Source organism: Cutibacterium sp. KBN10P07758 (assembly GCF_050286205.1).
Classification (GTDB): domain Bacteria; phylum Actinomycetota; class Actinomycetes; order Propionibacteriales; family Propionibacteriaceae; genus Cutibacterium; species Cutibacterium acnes.
In genome coordinates this window covers 344,124-363,294 of record NZ_JBNNQV010000001.1, presented here as the reverse complement: position 1 = coordinate 363,294, position 19,171 = coordinate 344,124, and the positions used below count along the sequence as shown (strand labels likewise).

At 61.4% G+C, this 19,171-nt stretch carries 15 protein-coding genes; 6 read left to right on the top strand and 9 right to left on the bottom strand.

Going from position 1 to position 19,171, the window contains the following annotated elements:
- Window positions 1–60: 60 nt before the first annotated feature.
- Window positions 61–2,634, bottom strand: a complete 2,574-nt coding sequence (gene clpB / locus ACOYO3_RS01835) for an ATP-dependent chaperone ClpB (RefSeq protein WP_002524436.1) — start codon at window positions 2,632–2,634, stop codon at window positions 61–63.
- Between the two features lie 289 nt (window positions 2,635–2,923).
- Between clpB and brnQ the strand changes: the two genes are divergently transcribed.
- Complete coding sequence (gene brnQ, locus ACOYO3_RS01830) at window positions 2,924–4,282, top strand: branched-chain amino acid transport system II carrier protein (RefSeq protein WP_002518082.1); 1,359 nt, start codon at window positions 2,924–2,926, stop codon at window positions 4,280–4,282.
- Window positions 4,283–4,288: 6 nt separating this feature from the next.
- Here brnQ and ACOYO3_RS01825 read toward each other — a convergent pair whose 3' ends face one another.
- From ACOYO3_RS01825 to ACOYO3_RS01810, 4 genes are all read right to left on the bottom strand, one after another.
- Window positions 4,289–5,035 (bottom strand): HAD-IIB family hydrolase, encoded by a 747-nt coding sequence (locus ACOYO3_RS01825; protein WP_002518085.1) that lies wholly within the window; start codon window positions 5,033–5,035, stop codon window positions 4,289–4,291.
- A gap of 81 nt (window positions 5,036–5,116) precedes the next feature.
- Window positions 5,117–6,061, bottom strand: a complete 945-nt coding sequence (locus ACOYO3_RS01820; RefSeq protein ID WP_002516319.1) for a fructose bisphosphate aldolase — start codon at window positions 6,059–6,061, stop codon at window positions 5,117–5,119.
- Between the two features lie 29 nt (window positions 6,062–6,090).
- On the bottom strand, window positions 6,091–6,660 hold the full coding sequence (locus ACOYO3_RS01815) for a flavin reductase (protein WP_002516174.1): 570 nt from the start codon (window positions 6,658–6,660) through the stop codon (window positions 6,091–6,093).
- A complete protein-coding gene (locus tag ACOYO3_RS01810; RefSeq protein WP_002519476.1) occupies window positions 6,657–7,844 on the bottom strand; it encodes an Nramp family divalent metal transporter in 1,188 nt (395 codons plus the stop codon). The genes ACOYO3_RS01815 and ACOYO3_RS01810 overlap by 4 nt, the downstream gene beginning before the upstream one ends.
- A gap of 236 nt (window positions 7,845–8,080) precedes the next feature.
- Here ACOYO3_RS01810 and ACOYO3_RS01805 point away from each other — a divergent pair, with 236 nt between their 5' ends.
- The 4 genes from ACOYO3_RS01805 to ACOYO3_RS01790 all read left to right on the top strand — a co-directional run bounded on the left by ACOYO3_RS01805 (window position 8,081) and on the right by ACOYO3_RS01790 (window position 13,284).
- On the top strand, window positions 8,081–9,280 hold the full coding sequence (locus tag ACOYO3_RS01805) for a sensor histidine kinase (protein ID WP_002518074.1): 1,200 nt from the start codon (window positions 8,081–8,083) through the stop codon (window positions 9,278–9,280).
- A 30-nt stretch (window positions 9,281–9,310) separates the two neighbouring features.
- Entirely contained in the window at window positions 9,311–9,985 is a 675-nt protein-coding gene (locus ACOYO3_RS01800) for a response regulator transcription factor (RefSeq protein WP_002516256.1), read from the top strand.
- A 144-nt stretch (window positions 9,986–10,129) separates the two neighbouring features.
- Window positions 10,130–10,864 (top strand): ABC transporter ATP-binding protein, encoded by a 735-nt coding sequence (locus ACOYO3_RS01795; RefSeq protein ID WP_002516354.1) that lies wholly within the window; start codon window positions 10,130–10,132, stop codon window positions 10,862–10,864.
- Window positions 10,861–13,284 (top strand): ABC transporter permease, encoded by a 2,424-nt coding sequence (locus tag ACOYO3_RS01790; protein ID WP_002524437.1) that lies wholly within the window; start codon window positions 10,861–10,863, stop codon window positions 13,282–13,284. The genes ACOYO3_RS01795 and ACOYO3_RS01790 overlap by 4 nt, the downstream gene beginning before the upstream one ends.
- A gap of 35 nt (window positions 13,285–13,319) precedes the next feature.
- On the opposite strand, the gene ACOYO3_RS01785 is transcribed toward ACOYO3_RS01790, so the two are convergent.
- Window positions 13,320–13,700, bottom strand: a complete 381-nt coding sequence (locus tag ACOYO3_RS01785; RefSeq protein WP_002519479.1) for an NUDIX hydrolase — start codon at window positions 13,698–13,700, stop codon at window positions 13,320–13,322.
- Between the two features lie 155 nt (window positions 13,701–13,855).
- Here ACOYO3_RS01785 and ACOYO3_RS01780 point away from each other — a divergent pair, with 155 nt between their 5' ends.
- A complete protein-coding gene (locus ACOYO3_RS01780; RefSeq protein WP_002524438.1) occupies window positions 13,856–15,214 on the top strand; it encodes an amino acid permease in 1,359 nt (452 codons plus the stop codon).
- A 42-nt stretch (window positions 15,215–15,256) separates the two neighbouring features.
- Here the strand turns inward: ACOYO3_RS01780 and ACOYO3_RS01775 are convergent, their stop codons facing one another.
- The 3 genes from ACOYO3_RS01775 to ACOYO3_RS01765 form a co-directional block, all read right to left on the bottom strand.
- Window positions 15,257–16,834: an aspartate:alanine exchanger family transporter gene (locus tag ACOYO3_RS01775; RefSeq protein WP_002516194.1), complete on the bottom strand. Its 1,578-nt coding sequence runs from the start codon at window positions 16,832–16,834 to the stop codon at window positions 15,257–15,259.
- A 199-nt stretch (window positions 16,835–17,033) separates the two neighbouring features.
- Window positions 17,034–18,077, bottom strand: coding sequence for a zinc-binding dehydrogenase (locus tag ACOYO3_RS01770; RefSeq protein WP_002524439.1), 1,044 nt, complete (start codon window positions 18,075–18,077; stop codon window positions 17,034–17,036).
- A 103-nt stretch (window positions 18,078–18,180) separates the two neighbouring features.
- Complete coding sequence (locus ACOYO3_RS01765) at window positions 18,181–19,089, bottom strand: SGNH/GDSL hydrolase family protein (RefSeq protein WP_002524440.1); 909 nt, start codon at window positions 19,087–19,089, stop codon at window positions 18,181–18,183.
- Window positions 19,090–19,171 lie beyond the last annotated feature (82 nt).

The following is a 19,171-nucleotide window of genomic DNA, read 5'->3' as shown; positions in this document are numbered from 1 at the left end:
TCAACTGACCCAACGCCCCTACGAACTGTCACAACGCCGTCACACGGCAAGCGTTCGCCATCAGAGAATCACCAAACCGTCACCGGCCTCGTTGATGTCAAAGGTCGCCGTATCGCCCTCCTGCACTTGCCCAGACAACACCTTGCGAGCCAGCTGATCATCGATGGTGGTCTGCATCAGGCGACGCAGTGGTCGGGCACCGTAGATCGGGTCGAAACCCGCCATGGCCAGCCAGTCCTTACCGGCGTCGGTCACGGCAATGGTGATGCGCCGCTCGGCCAGCCGTGAATTGAGCTTAGCCAGGTTCGTCTCGACGATCCGTCCCAGATCGGCCATCGACAACGGGTCGAACATGACCACATCGTCGAGTCGATTCAGGAACTCGGGTCGAAACGCCTGACGCACCGCCCCCATGACGGCCTCACGCTTAGCATGGTCATCAAGGCTCGCGTCTGACAGGAATTGGCTACCCAGATTGCTCGTCAAGACCAAAATGGTGTTGCGGAAATCCACCGTGCGTCCTTGGCCGTCAGTCAGACGACCGTCGTCGAGCACCTGCAACAAAATGTTAAAGACGTCGGAATGAGCCTTTTCCACCTCGTCGAGCAAGATAACCGAGTAGGGGCGACGCCGCACAGCTTCGGTAAGCTGACCGCCCTCTTCGTAACCGATGTAACCCGGAGGGGCACCGACCAGACGTGAGACGGAGTGCTTCTCCATGTACTCACTCATGTCAATACGCACCAGAGCGGTCTCGTCGTCGAAGAGGAACTCCGCCAGGGACTTGGCCAACTCGGTCTTGCCGACGCCCGTGGGGCCCAGGAAGAGGAACGAGCCAGTCGGACGGTTCGGGTCGCTGATTCCGGCCCGGGAGCGACGCACCGCATCCGAGACGGTCTTGACAGCTCGATCCTGACCAATAAGACGTTCGTGCAGCCGCTCCTCCATATGGAGCAGCTTCTCCTGCTCGCCTTGCATCATCCGCCCCACGGGGATGCCGGTCCACGAGGAAACAACCTCGGCAATGTCGGAGGTACCGACCTCCTCGGACACCATCCGTGGGGTCTCCTCCTCAGCCTTGGCAGCAGCCTCCATCTCCTTCTCAAGGCCGGGAATCTGACCGTAGAGGATCTCGGACGCTCGCCCGAAGTCGCCCTCGCGCTGGTACTTGTCGGCCGCAGTCCGCAACTCGTCAATCCTTGTCTTGAGCTCACCGACCTTGTTGAGACCAGCCTTCTCAGCCTCCCAGCGCGACTCCAGGCCGCGCAGGGTCTCCTCCTTGTCAGCCATGTCAGCGCGCAACCTCGTTAGGCGCTGCTGGCTGGCCGGGTCGTCCTCCTTCTCGACGGCGAAGATCTCCATCTTCATGCGGTCGACTTCACGGCGCAGGGTGTCGATCTCCTCCGGAGAGGAGTCAATCTCCATGCGCAGCCGAGACGCAGCCTCGTCGATAAGGTCAATGGCCTTGTCAGGAAGCTGACGGGCGGTGATGTACCGGTGAGACAAGCTGGCGGCCGCGACAAGGGCTCCGTCAGTAATACGCACCTTGTGGTGGGCCTCGTAGCGCTCTCGCAAGCCGCGCAGGATGGCAATAGTGTCCTCAACCGACGGTTCACCGACAAAGACCTGCTGGAAACGACGCTCCAGAGCTGGGTCCTTCTCAATATGCTCGCGGTACTCGTCGAGGGTAGTGGCACCGATCATTCGCAGCTCGCCACGGGCCAGCATCGGCTTGAGCATATTGCCAGCGTCCATTGCTCCCTCTCCGGAAGCCCCGGCGCCGACGACGGTGTGCAGCTCATCGATAAAGGTAATGATCTGCCCCTCGGCCTCCTTGATCTCGTTGAGGACGGCCTTGAGGCGCTCCTCAAACTCGCCGCGGTATTTAGCCCCGGCAACCATGGAGGACAGATCCAAAGAGACGACGCGACGCCCTTTGAGAGAGTCGGGAACGTCCCCGGCGACGACGCGCTGAGCCAACCCCTCGACGACGGCAGTCTTGCCGACCCCCGGTTCACCGATAAGGACCGGGTTGTTCTTAGTGCGTCGCGCCAACACCTGGACGACGCGGCGAATCTCCTGGTCACGACCAATGACGGGGTCGAGCTTGCCGGCACGGGCGCGCTCGGTGAGATCGACGGAGTACTTGGCGAGAGCCGATTCGCCTCCCTCGGACTCCTCGGAGGTGACACGACGGTCTCCACGACCTTCATTGAAGGCCGCCGCGAGGGAGTCGGGCTTGAGGCCGAGCCCTGCCAGGCCGTTCTGGACGTCGGAGGGAACCGCCGTCAGCGAAATAAGAAGATGCTCGGTAGCGACGAAGGAATCGCCCATGGCCTCGGCACGGTTCTGCGCGTCGGCGATGACTCGGGCGAAGGCCCCGGACAGCTGCGGCTGAGCTACTGAGGCGCCGGTACTTGACGGAAGGGAGCGCATCGCTGCGGTAGCGACGGCGTCGACCTGCTGAGGATCAATCCCCAAGCCAGCTACCAACGGACTGACAGTGTTGTCTGGGATCGTGAACAGTGCGTGAAGAAGATGCGAGGGCTCCACGGATGGGTTCCCGTGGGCCAACGCATGCCGAGTAGCGGCGGTGACCGCGTCACGGCTCATCGTGGTGAGATTGGTGTCCATTACGTGCCTCACTGAAGTTGAGTTGCTATGACTCAAGTATGACTCCTGACGGGACACAATCAAGTGAAGTTGAGCGTATATGACTCAACTAGCCCAAGGGAGTCGCTCCCCTACCACCTCGGAACCACTGTGAGGTCCAGCCGCTCCGCGTCGTCACGGTCAGAATGACTGGAAGAGGACGGCCTCCCGTCCCAATTGTCAGATGACACGAACGACCCTCAGATGAACGCTCGTTCTCACCTATAGGAAAAGCGGAAGCTACCGCCACCACCCTGGCAAGATATTCCCCATGTCCGATCTGCGAACCGTCCCCAAGCACACCGCCCTCCTCATCGGGCTCATGATATTTGGGCTATTTTTCGGCGCCGGAAACCTCATCTTCCCGGTCGAGCTAGGGCGCCTCGCCGGCCACAGCGCCCCCGTAACCGCCGCAGGATTTCTCGTCACCGCAGTCGGGATCCCCATCGTGGCCATCATCTCTTCCGCCGTGTCGGGATGCTCCAGCGTCCACGGCATGACCTCGCGGGTGTCCTCTCAATACGCCACGATCTTCACCTGCCTGCTGTACCTGACCATCGGCCCAGCCTTCGCCATCCCGAGAACGGCGACCGTCTCCTACGAAGTCGGCGTGGCGCCCTTTATCCAAGGCCACGGCCCGGCACTGCCGATCTTCACCATCGTGTTCTTCGCGATGACTCTGGTCGCAGCCCTCAAACCCGGAAAGCTCATGGACTGGGTAGGGCGATATCTGACCCCACTGTTCCTTGCCCTGCTAGCCATCCTCATCGTGGCAACCCTCATCCATCCCATGCCCACCGTCGCGAATCGTCCCCCGCAGCCCCCGTACGATCACCAGCCCTTCATGCACGGCTTCCTCGACGGCTACAACACCATGGACGCGCTGGCGTCCCTCGCCTTCGCCATCGTCATCATTGAAGCAATCAATCAACGCGGCTCGACGGGCCGTCACGATGTCACCCATATCACAATCCGCGCCGGGCTGGTTGCCACCATCCCGCTGACCCTCGTCTACGTATCCCTGGCATGGCTCGGGCGCACGTCCACCCTCGTCGTCCCTAACGCTGCCAATGGCGGCGTCGTCCTGGCTGGGGTTTCACGCCACTACTACGGCACGGCCGGTCAGGTGTTGATAGCCGCCATCGTGCTGGTAGCCTGCCTCAAAACAGCGATCGGTTTGGTCGTGGCCTGTGCCGAGATCTTTCGTCGCATGTTCCCGGCGGGGCCGTCAGTGCGAAGCTGGGTCGTCATCTTCAGCGTGGCGTCAGCCATCATCGCCAACGCCGGTCTGACGACGATCATCGCCTGGTCGACCCCCGTCCTCATGTTCCTCTACCCGTTGGCAATCACGGCGATCATTTTGGGGCTGCTTGACCCGTGGCTGGGTGCCAGCCGCCTCCCCCACCGCATCATGACCGGATGCGTCGTCCTGGCTGCCCTGCCAGACCTGGTGCGCGCCCTGCCGATCCAAGGGTCAGGAACCCGCGCTATCACCCACGTGGCCGACATGGTCCTACCCTGGGCGTCCGACGGTCTCGGTTGGGGGCTTCCCGCCATTATCGGTCTGGCCGCCGGTTGGGGAGCCAGTCTCATCTTGGGTCGCCCCCGTCGTTGGGGCACGAGTAGCTGAGTGGCTTTACGCTTGCGAGAGCAAGTCTTCGAGCTTGACCAGGGTGTCGTGCCAGTCGTCGACCGCGACGCACGGAATACCCATCGCCTTGACAGGATAGTCGTTGCCGTGTTCGTCAAGACGATCACCGTAAAACAGCACATCCGCCTTGGATAGGCCCGTCATCTCAAGCAACTTGGCTATACCGAAGGACTTGTCTCGACCAACTCGAGTGATATCCACGGAGGTAGACCCCCCAGCGCGCACCTCAAGATCAAGGAGCTTCCCAGCAACCGCCTCACGCAGTTTAAGCTTCTTGTCGCCGCTGGGATCCCACGCTTTCTTCGCGTCGACGGGGGCCTGCTGACCCAGTGCGGAAAAAGTGATCTGCGACTCGCGGTCTTCCAGTACCGGACCCCAGGTGTGTTCCTCCCACAGCCCGAGGTCACGGGCGCAGGTTTCGACAGCTTCCATAGCACGGGACTTCTCGTCGTCGGTCAAAGCCTCGACGTAAATACGCTGCCACTCACCGTCAACACAGCGGTAGTACTGAGTACCGCAGGCGGGCAGCAGGTGGAGCCGATCCAGCCGGGGTGCGTCGACGAGAGCCTCGACGACCTGAGTCCGGAACTGACCGAACTGGCCACCAGAGATGACGCATACACTCGTGCGATCAAGCAAACGAACAATGATGCGGGCCATCTCCTGGGGAAGGCGAGTTTTCGAGGGGGCCAACGTGTCGTCTAGATCAAACGCGACAAGTTCAGGAATCACCCTCGAACTGTACAAGGCCGACGAATGCTCACGCACGACAACGGGCCCGCACGTTTCCCAGCGGGCCCGTCTGTCGAAGGGTCAGGACACCGATGCGGCGTAAATCGAGTCGATAGAGGCACGCAGAGTCTGATCGAACTCCTGCTGCGACTGTGCGACGTTTAGCCCCTCGGCCAAAGCACGAGAGAAGCTCGCGATGAGTCCCCTGTTGCGGGCCAGCTTCTTGTTGGCCTCCTCACGGGAGTACCCACCAGACAGGGCGACAACGCGCAGGACCTTCGGATCCGCAATGAGGTCGGCATACAGGTCTTCGGAACTCGGGATCGTCAGCTTCAACATGATTTTGGCATCGAGCGGCAGAGAGTCGATGTGGGCGCGGATGAGGTTGTGCAGCCTTTCCTCAGCCTTCTCCTTATGTAGAGCGTGGATGTCGACCTCGGGTTCGAGGATCGGCACAAGACCCGCAGCGCGCACCTGTTCGGCCAGTTCGAACTGCTGGTCGACAATCTTTTCAATGCCAGCTTTGTCATCATCCAGGATAACAGAGCGCTCTTTGGTACCGAAGATGTGCTTGTCCTCGACGGCGCGATGCAGCAACTCGTCGAGGCCGGGAATCGGCTTCATGAGACGAACGTGGCGGTCTTCGTCAGCCAGGCCCTTATCAATCTTGAGAATGGGAACAATGCCCTTCTTCTCCCACAGGTAATCACCGGTGGGGATTCCCTCGATCTTGCGATCCATCGTCATCTCGAACAGGATCGCCGCGAGAATATGGTCGCTAGTAAAAGACGGGCTGGTGATGATCCTGGTCCGCATCTCGTGGACGAGATCGAACATCTTGTCCTGATCGTCTCCATAAACCTCAGGTTCTACCCCATATGCCTTGAGGGCCTTCGGGGTAGAACCGCCGGACTGGTCCAAGGCCGCAATGAATCCGGGCGCAGTACCCATGCGTTCAGTCTGCTGAGCGCGCGCATTAGTGGCTGTCATGGCGACATCTCCTTCGACTTCGATGACGTCTTCCAACGTACCCGAAAACGTGGGTCACGAAAGGTTTAGCGAGGGATCTCGTGCCACTCCCGAGCCATCCTCACCAACCCCGGGGCATGACAATTCCCAGCTTCGATCCGATCAATCGTTACCGCGATGAGTGTGGCCGATCCGGTATCAGTCATTGACTGAACGAAACCATGCAAAATGGGCCCCTGCATCTCTAACCGGGGTGCTCCCTCAGCGCTCGGCGCCCACTCGGTGCCGGCAAAGTGATCGGCCCCTGGCACAGCGAAGTCATCAGCGAGGTCCGCGCGATCTGCATCAAGCATGTGGACGATGACGCGGGACTCCTCCGTCAGGGTGGCCAGGGTCGTCGAACCATTACCCAACGACACCGACACAACAGCCGGGACGACTGACACCGACGCCAGGGAGGAGACCGTCAAGCCCTCGGGCCCAGCCGCTCCCATCGTCGTGAGGATCGCCACTCCAGCAGGGTACCCGCGAAATGCAGTGGCCAAATCGTTGGCTAGCTCGTGGGCAGAGGTCGGTGCGGGGTTCGGCGTCGTCACCCGCTTGAGTTTGTCACTCATTTTCACGATTGTCGCCAGAAAACTGCCCTCAAGGATCATGCACCCATGACCGTCTCGACGACGAGAACCACGTTGAGAGCCGAGACTGCTGCCACGACGATCCACGCGATGGCGGCCATGACACGCCCATTCGTCCATTGGCCCATCAGCCGCCGATCGCCGGTGAACCGAGCCAACGGCACCAACACGAGCGGCAACCCCATGCTCAACAGCACCTGGCTCCAGACGAGGGCCTGAGTCGGATTGGCTCCGGATGCCAGAATGATTAGCGCCGGGATGATCGTCACAAGTCGCCGGACCAGCATCGGCACCCTCATATGGAGAAGCCCGGCCATGATCTCAGCTCCGGCATACGCGCCAACGGAGGTTGAAGCCAGACCTGACGCGAACAGCCCCACCGCGAAAATAAGCCCCACTACCGGCCCCATTGAGTTACTCATGGCTGCATGAGCCTCAGCTATGCCGTCGATACCCTTAACACCTTGCAGGCTCGCCGCAGCCAACAGCAGCATCGCAATATTCACCGATCCTGCCAGCACCAGAGAGACCGCGACATCCCATCGGGTTGCTCGCAACAGCGTGGTGATCCGTTTTGGCCTGTCGTCGGTCCCGTGGCGATCACGCACCAGGGAAGAGTGCATGTATACCGCGTGAGGCATGACTGTAGCGCCCAGCATCGACGTGGCGAGCATGACGGTTTCAGTACCTTCAAACCGGGGCACTAGGCCTGACGCGACCCCACCCCATGACAGCGGGGAAAAAGCAAGACCGGCGGTGAACCCGATGGCGATGACGACGAGCATCCCGATAATGACGATCTCGAAGGTGCGCTGGCCATGACGCGACGGGATCGCCAAAATCGCCAGCGACAACGCCCCGGTCATAAGTCCACCTACGATCAGTGGGAGCCCGAACAGAAGCTGCAGGGCCACCGCCCCACCGATGACCTCCGCCAGATCAGTGGCGGCAGCGACAAGCTCGGCCTGAAACCAATAGGCCAGACGACTACCACGACGCGGCAGTGCCCCTCCGACAAGTTCGGGCAAGGAATGTCCGGTAACCAATCCGAGCTTGGCGGACAAATACTGCACCAACATCGCTACGACGTTGGCGACGACGAGCACCCATACCAGCAAGTAGCCGTAGCCGGCTCCGGCTGCCAGGTTCGCGGCGACGTTTCCCGGGTCGACGTACGCCACGGCGGCGACGAAAGCTGGCCCCATAAGGCGTATCACTCGGTTGCTCACATCGCCATCATGTCCCCTCAGGCAAGGAGCCCCAAAACGCCACAACTGTCACCCGTCAGGCGGCGAGCTGAATCGTCATGAAATCCACCGACGGAAGGATGTCACACGCGTCTGGTAGCCGTAGGGTCAGGAAAGTGAGCAGCGCTTCGATACCCCCACGACGCCCCCCGGGACGTTTGCGTCGTGGTTACCGATGGCTGCACGCCCACCCCATGATCCTCGATTCAGTAATGGCCTTCCTCGTCCTCATCGCCGCATTCGCGACGTGGGGACACGACACCAACCACAACACCGCTTACCGCGCATGGATGGCGCTGTGGGTACTGACTGTCTGTGCGTCCTGGGTGTGGGCCCGCACCAAGCCGGAAGTGACCGCTTCGGTGCTAGTCGCCTCACACATCCTTCAGCTAGCGGTCTACCCGTTCCCGTCACCGCAAAACACCCTAGTCCCCCTCATCCTCTATCAGGTGTCACTGAAGACCGACCCGCCCCGGCGCAGATTCTGGCTGGCCATGTGCGTCGTCGGCCCGGTTTCCGCCGGGGTGAGCTGGGGATTCGCCCCGACGACCTCCGAACCCATCAGCTATAACACTCACCTCATCCGCTTCTCCGTCATCATCATCGCGTGCATGGCCAGTTGTTTGGCAGCGTGGTTTGCCGGCAGCGCCACGAGAGACCGACGTCAAACCATGGCAGCGTTGCGCCAACGTGCCATCGACCTGGAGCGCGAGCGCGACCAAAGCATCAGGCTAGCCACCCAGGAGGAGCGGGCCAAGATCGCCCGGGACATACACGACATTGTCGCCCACTCCTTGTCGGTCATCGTGGTGCAGGCAGACGGTGGCGCCTACCTGGCTCACCATGAAGAGGCCGGCGATATCGAGACCCGACTGTCAGCCAGTGGGCAGGCCCTCGACACGATCGCTACGACGGCCCGTCACGCCCTTGACGAGACTCGACGTCTCGTCGGTGTGCTGCGTGACAACGATGCTGGCCCGCAGCTGTCCCCCACTCAGGGCCTTGACGACATCCCCAACCTCATCAGGGAGATGAAGGGAGCTCTCGCCATCACTCTGACGATCAAAGGCCGCTCGGAATGTCACGAACCGTTGTCCCAAGGCGCCGAACTCGCCTGCTACCGCGTCGTCCAAGAAGCCCTCACCAATGTCCTTAAACACGGCGGCCCGACGGCAACCGCCCACGTCACCATCAGCCACCACCCCGATGATGTCACCTTGGACATTCTCGACGATGGCCGCGGTACTAGCGTCACGGGTATCGAGCGCGCCGACGGGGCCGGACATGGCCTGGTGGGGATGCGAGAACGAATGTCCGCTTGGGGTGGCACCCTTGAGGTAGGGAGTCGCCCGGGCCACGGGTTCCGAGTCCGTGCCGTCATCCCTACCCGTTGATCGTCAGTTTGAGCCCCGAAGGACCACGCCATGACCGACCCGATCCGACTCCTCCTGGCCGACGACCAGCAGATGGTGCGCGCCGGGTTCCGCCTAGTCCTTGACGCCCAGCCGGATATGTCCGTCGTCGGGGAGGCTAATGACGGAGCTGAGGCCTTACAGCTCGTCGACGAGTTGGCCCCCGATGTTGTCCTTATGGATATCCGGATGCCTGTCCTTGATGGTTTGGGCGCCACCGAGAAGATCATGACAAGCCACCCTGAGGCCAAGATCCTCGTGCTGACGACCTTCGACCTTGACGAGTACGTCCACTCTGCGCTGCGAGCAGGGGCGTCCGGATTCATGCTCAAAGACGCTGGGCCCACCGAACTACTAGCCGCCATCCGCGCTGTCCGCGACGGTGACTCTGTCGTCGCCCCGTCGGCCACTCGCCGCCTCATAGAGAGGTTCATCCCCCGTCAGGGCGAAGGGGCTGCGACCATAACCGACCCGAAGCTCGTCGAGACTCTCTCAGACCGGGAGCGCGAGGTGCTTACCTGCGTCGGCGAAGGACTCACGAACGCCGAGATCGCCGAACGGCTCTACCTGGCCGAGACGACCGTCAAAACCCACATTGGCCACATCCTGTCAAAGCTGGGGCTGCGCGACCGCGTCTCCATGGTCATCACGGCCTATGATGCCGGTCTGGTGCGTCCGGGTCGCTGACCTTTCAGTTGACTACGGCGCTGCCGAAAATGGGCACATCCTCCTGCGGTAGGAGAGCCGAAACCACCCCCGGGACCGATGTGTGACGAGGGAAAACACCCTTAGCGTCAAAGGTGTTGTTAAACCTCTGACACAGGAGTTTCCATGTCTGCCTCAGTGACGGCCGCAACCACCATGACGTCTCGCACGGCCTCAGCGGTCCGCACTCTCGACCTCACTAAAACATACGGGTCCGGGACGACCCTTGTGAGAGCCCTGCGGTCGGTGACCCTCGACATACCTTCCGGACGGTTCACCGCAATCATGGGAGCGTCAGGTTCGGGCAAGTCGACCCTGCTGCACTGCATCACCGGGCTCGACTCCCCTACTTCGGGCCGGGTGTGGATTGGCGATACCGAGATCACCCATCTCGACGACGACGCCCTCACCAAGCTACGTCGCCAGCACGTCGGGTTCGTGTTTCAATCTTTCAACCTCATGCCCACTCTCAGCGCTGCTGACAACATCACCCTGCCGCTGCGTCTGTCGCACACCAAGGTCGACAAGGAATGGTTTGACCACATCACCGGAATGCTCGGCATTACCGAGCGTCTTGGCCATAAGCCGTCGCAGATGTCTGGCGGACAGCAGCAGCGCGTCGCCGTCGCCCGCGCCCTGGTGACCCGCCCCGACGTCATCGTCGCCGACGAGCCGACCGGCGCCCTCGATTCGGAGGCCAGCGGCGATCTGCTCACCTTCCTGCGTCACTGCGTCGACGATCTTGGTCAGACCGTCGTCATGGTCACCCATGATCACGACGCCGCTGCCAGGGCCGACGACATCGTCACCGTAACCGACGGCCAGGTCTCGACCGCTCGCAGCCAGGAGGCCCTGGCATGATCCACGAACGTCGTCGTCTTATACCCACGATGATCGCCGTCATCATTGGTGTGGCCTTCGTAGCCAGCACGCTGATGTTGATGGACTCGATCAAGGCCTACACGCTACGTATCCAGGCAGCAGCTGTCGGGGACGCCACCGCAGTGGTGACCGCTAAGGAGCCCTCGAAGCCTATGTCCTCGATAACTGTCGACAAGGTTGCCGCAGTGCCCGGCGTGACCTCAGTGGAGCAGACCCGTAACGCCTTCCTCCAGCGCACCGACAACGGGCAGGCCTCCTTCGTCAACGGTCACCTGGTCCCGGCCCATCCCCACTTGGTCAAGGGCCGAGCACCAGCCAAGCTGGACGAGGTAGCCGTCAACCAATCCACTGCCGGCAACAACGCCGGGATCGGATCGAAGATCATCGTCAACGACCCCTCCCGAAACGGTGCGAAGCCCATTACCCTCACCGTGGTTGGTGTGCTCGACCCGGACGCCCGCACCACGACCACACCGACTTCCCCGGAAATTTACCTATCGGCCGCCAATCTGGGACGCATCAGCGGTCATTCCGGTGCCAATACCGTGTACGTAAACTCTGACCGCCCTGCCTCGCAGATCGCACAGGAGGTTTCGAAGGTTGTCGGCACCACAGCAACGGTCCGCACCGCCGACGACGAGCGAGCCTATGAGGCCAACCAAGCCTCCCAGGGATTCGCCGCCATGACGACCTTCATGGGAGCCTTTGCCGTGATCGCCCTGGTTGTAGCCGCGATCGTTATCGTCAACACCTTTACGATCCTCGTCGTACAACGCACTCGCACCCTCGCCCTGGCGCGCTGCATCGGTGCCACCCGAAAACAGGTGCGACGCTCGGTTCTCGGGGAAGCGCTCATCGCCGGTCTCATCGGGTCGGTTGTCGGAACTGCCCTGGGTATCGGCGTCACCCAGCTCATGCTTATGGGCCTCAAGGCTGCTGGATCCCCGATCGACACCTCAGTGAGCGTCACCGTGACGTCCTGCATCATCCCAATCCTTGTAGGTGTGGTCGTCACAACTCTGGCTGCCTTGCCTCCGGCACGACGCGCCACCAAGGTCACTCCAGTGGTGGCACTCCAGCCGGTGACTGAGACGCCCACTCGCAAGATTGGACGGGTCCGCGTCGGGTTCGGAACGCTGCTCTTCCTCGCTGGTACTGCCCTTGTCATCACCTGCGCAACGAGCGATATGGAGACGAAGAACGCCGTGATGTGCGGGGTCGCCGGCGGGTTCATCAGCTTTGCCGGAGTGCTCGTGTTAGCTCCTGTCCTCATCGGAAGCCTAGGCCGAGCCATCGGTGTCGCTCGTCCTGGCGGGATTCCCGGGGAGCTGGCTATCGAGAACACCCAGCGCAACCCACGCCGCACTGCCACAACGGCGTCGGCTTTGCTTATCGGCGTCACCCTCATCGCCACCGTTGCGACGGGTGCCGCCACCGGTCGGGCCTCCATTGGCAACATGATGAACGGGCATTTCCCCGTTGACGCTACTGTGAGAGCCCAGGGCCCGCTCAACAACGCCACCATTGGCGACGTCAAGAGGTCCGACGGTGTCTGGCAGGTCGCCACTGTGACGACGGTCCCCGGCACGGTTGAGGCCGGTGGCAAGGCCACAAAGGTCGCTGTCCAGGCAGCGTCTCCGGAGTTCCCCAAGGTCGTCCGTGACGAGTCCGCTGCCAAGGGACTCGACGACAGCCACGCTGTGGGAGCGCTGCCTGGGGCCGCCGATGGCAGCAAGATCACCGTCACCGTTAATGGGAAGAAAGCCAATCTGACCCTGGTACGACATGGCAAGGACAACGAGGGACTCATCGTCACCCAAGGCATCCTCACCAAGCTGGCGCCCCATGCCCAACCCACTGAAATCCAGGTGCGTTATCAGGACGGCACCGATCAGTCCAAGGCCACCCAAGCCCTGTCCAAGTCGATGTCGACCCACCCAGGGGTAACGGTAACGTCATCGGCCGATCAGAAAGCCCAGATGGACAAGATCATCAACATCATGCTTGGGATGGTCGTCGGGTTGCTGGTGATTTCGGTCATCATTGCCATAGTCGGCGTCGCGAACACCTTGGGTCTATCGGTGGTAGAGCGCACCCGTGAGATCGGACTGTTACGCGCCCTCGGCCTGACTCGCGCACAGGTCCGATCGATGTTCGGCAAAGAAGCGCTCATGCTCTCGGGCATCGCAGCGATCCTGGGCATTGCCCTGGGGATCGGGTACGGCATCGCCGGATCCCACGCCCTTTTTGGCTCCCTCATGACCGTCGAGACATCCGTGCCATGGTTGCAGCTGCTCATCGTCGCCCTCGTTGCCGTGCTGGCCGGATGGCTGGCATCGGTGATCCCAGGCCGTCGAGGAGCCACGATCAAGCCGGCCGTCGCACTAGCTGAGGAGTGAGCAGACCTAGCGCCCTCGTGGTGACTGAGTGAGGTTTACAGCAAGCCCTGCTGCTGTAAAGCCGGGATAACCCGGTCACACAGCAGCGGGGCCTGACGCACGTCGTCATAGCAGTGGTCGAGGTCAGTCCACTCGTACTCGACGATCTCGGAGTCTGGGACGGGCTCAGGCCAGATCTCACGCCAGTTGCACACGTAGACCACACACCGGATGCCGTCAGCGTCATGGTTAGCTGCGGGGGCGTCAAAGGTGCCGAGGTGCTTGAGGTCGTCCGGATCAAGAACCAGACGGGTTTCTTCTCGGGCCTCGCGAATGGCGGCCTCCAGCGGGGTCTCCCCCAGCTCAATCTTGCCTCCCGGCAAGATGACGTGATCGGCCCCCTTCTTGCGGACGTTGAGGCAAGTCCGGCCTCGCATCAGGCACACGGCGGCTAAGCTGAATATCACGCGGTCAGGGTATCGGCCGGAACCATCCCGCCAGGTCACCACACACTGGACGGACGGCGCCACGTCGCGCCCACCCTTCGATCAACACCGGTTCCCATTGACACCCGCCTCTAAACTCACAGACCGTGACCGAACCCGACCAGCAACTGCATCGCAGTCTGCGCAACCGACACATCCAACTCATCGCCTTGGGTGGCGCAATCGGAACCGGTCTGTTCTACGGAGCAGCCGACTCTATCGCGGCCGCCGGACCGGCGGTCATCGTCAGTTACCTCATTGGTGGCGTAGTGATCTATCTCATCATGCGAGCTCTTGGCGAAATGAGCGTCCACAACCCGACTTCGGGTGCCTTCAGTGAGTACGCGCACCAGTGGTGGGGAGATCTCCCCGGGTTCATCTCCGGCTGGAACTACTGGTTCAACTACATCTTCGTGTCGATGGCCGAGCTCTCGGTGGTCGGGATCTACATCAACTATTGGTTCCCTGTCGTCCCCCGGTGGGTGTCAGCGGCGGTACTGCTTGCCATCGTCACAACCGTCAATCTCCTCCACGTCCGCGCCTACGGAGAAGTGGAGTTCTGGTTCGCCATCATCAAGGTCGTCGCGATTATTGCCATGATCGTCCTGGGCCTGTGGATTATATTCTTCGGCACCGGCTCCACCCCGGCGACTGGCATCGGCAATCTGTGGCGCAATGGCGGATTTTTGCCTCACGGCGTCACCGGGATGCTCGCCGGGATCATCGTCGTCATGTTCTCCTTTGGCGGCACCGAGCTCATCGGCATCACCGCCGGTGAGGCCGAAGATCCGCAGCGCTCCATCCCCAGGGCCATTAACCGAGTCGTCGGGCGCATCCTGCTGTTCTACGTCGGTGCGCTCATCGTCATGGTGGCGATTGTCCCGTGGACGAAGATCGACGGAAATGCCAGCCCCTTCGTCCAGATTTTCGACCTCGTCGGGATCCCGGGAGCGGCAGCCATCCTCAACCTCGTCGTTCTCACCGCAGCGATCTCGGCGTATAACTCTGGTCTGTACGCCAATGGACGCATGCTCCACGCCCTGGCCCATCAAGGGGATGCCCCCGCCTTCCTCGGCAAGGTAAATAAGGCCGGGTCGCCGTGGGCCGGGGTACTTCTGTCTAGCGCCGTAACAGCTATTGCAGTGGTCGTCGTCGGGCTGCTACCGGAACAGGCGTTCGTGTACATCATGTCGATCGCCATGATCGCCGCAATCATCAACTGGGCGACGATCATCATCACCCAGATGCTCTTTCGTCGCCGTCTCGATCCTGAATCCCGCTCCGAGCTGCGTTTCACGATGCCGGGAGCCCCCGTCACCAACTGGATCGTGCTGGCCTTCCTGGTACTCATGGTCGTCGTCATGACAACCATGCCGCCCTACCGGATCGCGGTGGCTATCGGCCCCATCTGGCTGGCTGTCCTGGGCCTGGGGTGGCAGCTGTCACGGCGCCGTCAGACTTTGTAAACGATCGGGTAAAACGACCGATAGGCGGTGACCCGAGGCTGTTTAGACCAGCACAATCACCTGTACTAGTAGGATTTTGACGACGGTTCCTAACGCGAAAAGGGCACCGTAGGCCGACTCGATCCGTTCGTCATTAACGAGAGAGTTGGCGTAGCTAAGGATGGCGGGCTGACCAACGAAGCCTGCAAAAGCACCCGTAGCGCGCTGGGCCGAAAGCTTCATACACCAGGCTGCTGCGATGACGATCGCACCACCAAGGACCAGGGTCACAGCCGAGACGGCAATAACCGCCAGACCCGTCCCGCTCACCGCCTGGGACAAGAATGCTGGCCCGGACGCCAGCCCGACGCAGGCCAGGAAGATCATGAGCCCGAGCTGACGCAGAATCGCGTTCGTCGCGTGCGGCAATTGCCACCGCAGCGGCCCCGTACGGTGAATCGATCCTAAGATCATGCCCATGACCAGCGGCCCAGCAGCGGTTCCCAGCTCGAACTGCAACCCCCTGGGCAGGGCCACCATGAGGGCACCGAGCAATAAGCCAAGAGCGGCACCCAATCCCAAAGACAGAGCATCCACTTGGGAGACGCGAGCCTCAGAGTCGCCAAAGAGGTCCGCAGCGTCGGAAAGGCGATGAGCTGGCACAACACACAGCACCCGATCTCCTGGCTGCAGGACGATATCGCTGCGAGCCAACATATCGAGGTCACCGCGACGTACTCGCGTCACCTTGCCACTGGTACGTCCGCGCACATCGATGCTGCCTAAGGTGCGGCCCACCAAGGCCGGGTTGGACACCACAAAGCGCCGGAAATCGAGCTCGTTGCGCTCGTTGGTGAGGGTGCGCTCGGAGACGTGCCCGAGGTGCTCGACAGCACGATTGACGTCGTCAGGGTTTCCGACCACCAGCACCTGATCACCGACGTGGAGATCGTCGTCGGGGGTGGCCAATCGCATCTCGCCATCGCGCAGCAGATAGGACATCCGAACCTGGTCGTCATTAAAGCCAGGGGTCTGCCGGATCGATGTCTCCCGGTCGACGACTGTCGACACCGCGGTAAGCCCAGCCTCAGCCATTGAGGTGTTGTCTTTGCTGGCCGGCCAGCATCTCTTAGCAATGATTGCGACCATAATGAGCCCGACGACGACGCCCACGGGATAGGACAGCGCATACCCCACAAGAGTATCTGCGGCTCCATGGGTAGCCATCGATGCGGCGTCAATGGCTGGTGAGGTGAGGACACCGGCGTACAGACCCGCAACGTGAGCCGGGGTTAAACCGAAGAGTCGCCCCAGGCCGAGTCCAGCTGCGGCCATCACTGCCAACCCGACGACACCGGCGAGCATGAGGCCCCACTGACGTTTGAGGTCAGATAAGAAGGTCGATCCAGCAGCCAGGCCCACGGTGTAGCAGAACAGCACGACGCCTAGGCCTTTGATCATCCCCAGGTTTTGACCGAAGCGAGGATCAAGGGCCCCGACGACCAGCCCCATAAACAGGGCTCCAGCGGCACCAAATCTCAACGGGCCAAACTTGATTTGGCCTAGCAAGGCGCCGGAGGCCAGGACGATCAGGATCGTCAGCAGTTGATGCGTGGCAAGAAAGTCGGTCAGTACTGTCATGAAGCTCCTGGCATCGTGCCGACGTTCCCGCCGCGACGGCAGGATGCGCGTCGCAGCAATCCCGGTCGATCCGGGACTTAACCCTTGAATTGTAGGCCTTCGCTCAGACACAGAGGTTGCACACAGCTGCATGGATTGATGCCGCCCAACGCGAAGGTGCCGCCACAACGAATCGCGACGGCACCCGTGATGCGCTCCATCAGGGCTTGACCAGGATACGGATCGGGTTGCCCTGGTGGGACTCGAGCTCCGCGATGCCGCTCTCGACATCCTTCAACGGGATGACCCTTGAGATGGACTCCGTGAGGTCCAGGCGGTGATAGGACAACATCTCGGCGAGCAGGGCGATGTCCTGAGACTTGTAACCAAGGTGGCCAAGGACCTGCTTGCGTTGCAGGTTGAAGTTGAGGAATGGACCAGCGTCGATGTCCTGGGCGGACAGCCCAACCGAAACCGCCTTGCCATCAACGTCGAGGGAGTCGACGCAGGCACGCAGCGTCGGCTTGATGCCGACGGCGTCGAAGGCAACGTCGATCATGCGGCCATGAGTGATGTCCTCGATTTTCTGCATGAGCTCGGGGTCGTCGCTACGCAGAGTGTGGTCGGCGCCGACTCGCTTAGCGCGCTCGAGGACAGCGTCATTGAGATCAATAGCAATGACGGGGACGCCGCCGGCAAGCTTGGCTAGTTGGACGAGGTGGGTTCCGACACCGCCGACGCCCCACACGGCCACGGCATTGCCCATGTGGACCTTGCCGGTACGCACGACGGCAGCATACGGGGTAGATACGGCGTCTGCGAGCAGAGCGGCCTGGTCCAGTGGGACGTTGTCAGGGATCTTCGTCATACCGGAGGCCTGCGCAATGTGGTACTCAGCCCATGCGCCGTCGTAGGCAAAAGCCATGAGGTTCAGATCCAGACAGTCCGTGAAGGCACCGCGGCGGCACTTGCGACACTTGAGACAAGGGCGACCGGCGGATGGGATGACGCGGTCACCCTCCTTCCAACCGATGACGCCCGCACCGAGCTCGACGATGGTTCCGGATGCCTCATGGCCCTGAGTCACTACTGGCAGAGCTGCAGGGAACGCACCGCTAATGAGACTCAGGTCAGAATGGCAAATACCGCAGTAAGCGACCTTGACAAGCACCTCACCGGGTCCCGGGTGCGGGATCGGGATATCTTCGAGGGTGATAGACCGATCTGCGGCGTGGAAACGTTCAGCAAGCATGGTTTCTGTCATCGTTGATCCCCTCTGTGAGCGCGCCGACCCCATTGCCAACTGCCAACGCTATTGATGCCGAGGTTAATACGCCATCCTGCGGTTTGCTCGCTACTTCAGCCGATCAGGACAGTGCGGCCTCGACAGCCTCCGCTAGCACCTTGTGCCCTTGCTCGGATGGATGATCCCCGTCGTCAGTGAGCAGTGCTGTGTCATCACGCGTGCCATCTGCTCCCCTAAACGGGGTACGGAAGTCGACGTAGACCGCTCCGACCTCGTGGGCGATCTTCTTGACGTTGGCGTTGAAGGCCTCGGTGATCATATCGGTCACCTTGACGTAGTCGGGCCCGTTCTCGCGGCCCGCCTTGCCGTCCAGCCCCACGTCCCAATACCCGGTGACGACAACAGTCGCTCTCGGCGTCTTCATCGCGGCCTTGACGCGTTCCAGGATCGTCCGCACTCGATCAGTCACACCGTTAACATCATCAGCTATACATGACGCATCAGAATGAGCACACTGACCCACCATTGTGTCGAGGTCGAAGTCGTTCGCACCGATCGTCACTATCGCTAGATCAGACGTTGCCAGCAGAGCCTTCGCGTTATTGGACTCAAGCTGGGTCAATAGGTCAGCGGTCTTGTATCCCGATACCGACTCGTTATGCACAGCAGCCTTCACCCCGGCTTTACGTGCCATATCGGTGCCGACTCTCTCGATGAACGTCGTGCAGCCGGTACATGTGCCGCCCTGCGGCACCGAATCACCCAGGCCGAGGGTCGCCAAAGTTCCGCCATGCTCTGTCACCTGCCCAGCTGCGTACGCCGCAGGTGTTGGAGCTTGTAACGGCGTGACCGTCGACGAGACAGCAGAGAACGCGCTCGTTGCCGGGCCCGGCGCGCTCGCGGCGCTAGACCTGTAGCAATTCTGAAACACCGACCCGAAGGCATGGGTATAAGGTCGCAACCCGATCGCTATTCCCGCCACGATCACCACAGCGACCACAACACTGAGAATCTTAAGAATTCTCTTCATACTCTCATCCTGCCTTACCAAGCCTCACCTGCATACCTCTCGCAGCAGGAGTCCAATCTGCATTCAGCAGATTCACAGCAGG

Coding starts and splice junctions, on each gene's coding strand:
- ACOYO3_RS01785 (WP_002519479.1), bottom strand. CDS start 13,700: ATGCGAGGCCGGACTTGCCTCAACGTCCGCAAGAAGGGGGCCGATCAC.
- ACOYO3_RS01775 (WP_002516194.1), bottom strand. CDS start 16,834: ATGACAGTACTGACCGACTTTCTTGCCACGCATCAACTGCTGACGATC.
- brnQ (WP_002518082.1), top strand. CDS start 2,924: ATGTCCGATCTGCGAACCGTCCCCAAGCACACCGCCCTCCTCATCGGG.
- ACOYO3_RS01790 (WP_002524437.1), top strand. CDS start 10,861: ATGATCCACGAACGTCGTCGTCTTATACCCACGATGATCGCCGTCATC.
- ACOYO3_RS01805 (WP_002518074.1), top strand. CDS start 8,081: ATGATCCTCGATTCAGTAATGGCCTTCCTCGTCCTCATCGCCGCATTC.
- ACOYO3_RS01815 (WP_002516174.1), bottom strand. CDS start 6,660: ATGATCCTTGAGGGCAGTTTTCTGGCGACAATCGTGAAAATGAGTGAC.
- ACOYO3_RS01810 (WP_002519476.1), bottom strand. CDS start 7,844: ATGGGGCCAGCTTTCGTCGCCGCCGTGGCGTACGTCGACCCGGGAAAC.
- ACOYO3_RS01800 (WP_002516256.1), top strand. CDS start 9,311: ATGACCGACCCGATCCGACTCCTCCTGGCCGACGACCAGCAGATGGTG.
- ACOYO3_RS01795 (WP_002516354.1), top strand. CDS start 10,130: ATGTCTGCCTCAGTGACGGCCGCAACCACCATGACGTCTCGCACGGCC.
- ACOYO3_RS01770 (WP_002524439.1), bottom strand. CDS start 18,077: ATGACAGAAACCATGCTTGCTGAACGTTTCCACGCCGCAGATCGGTCT.
- ACOYO3_RS01765 (WP_002524440.1), bottom strand. CDS start 19,089: ATGAAGAGAATTCTTAAGATTCTCAGTGTTGTGGTCGCTGTGGTGATC.
- clpB (WP_002524436.1), bottom strand. CDS start 2,634: ATGGACACCAATCTCACCACGATGAGCCGTGACGCGGTCACCGCCGCT.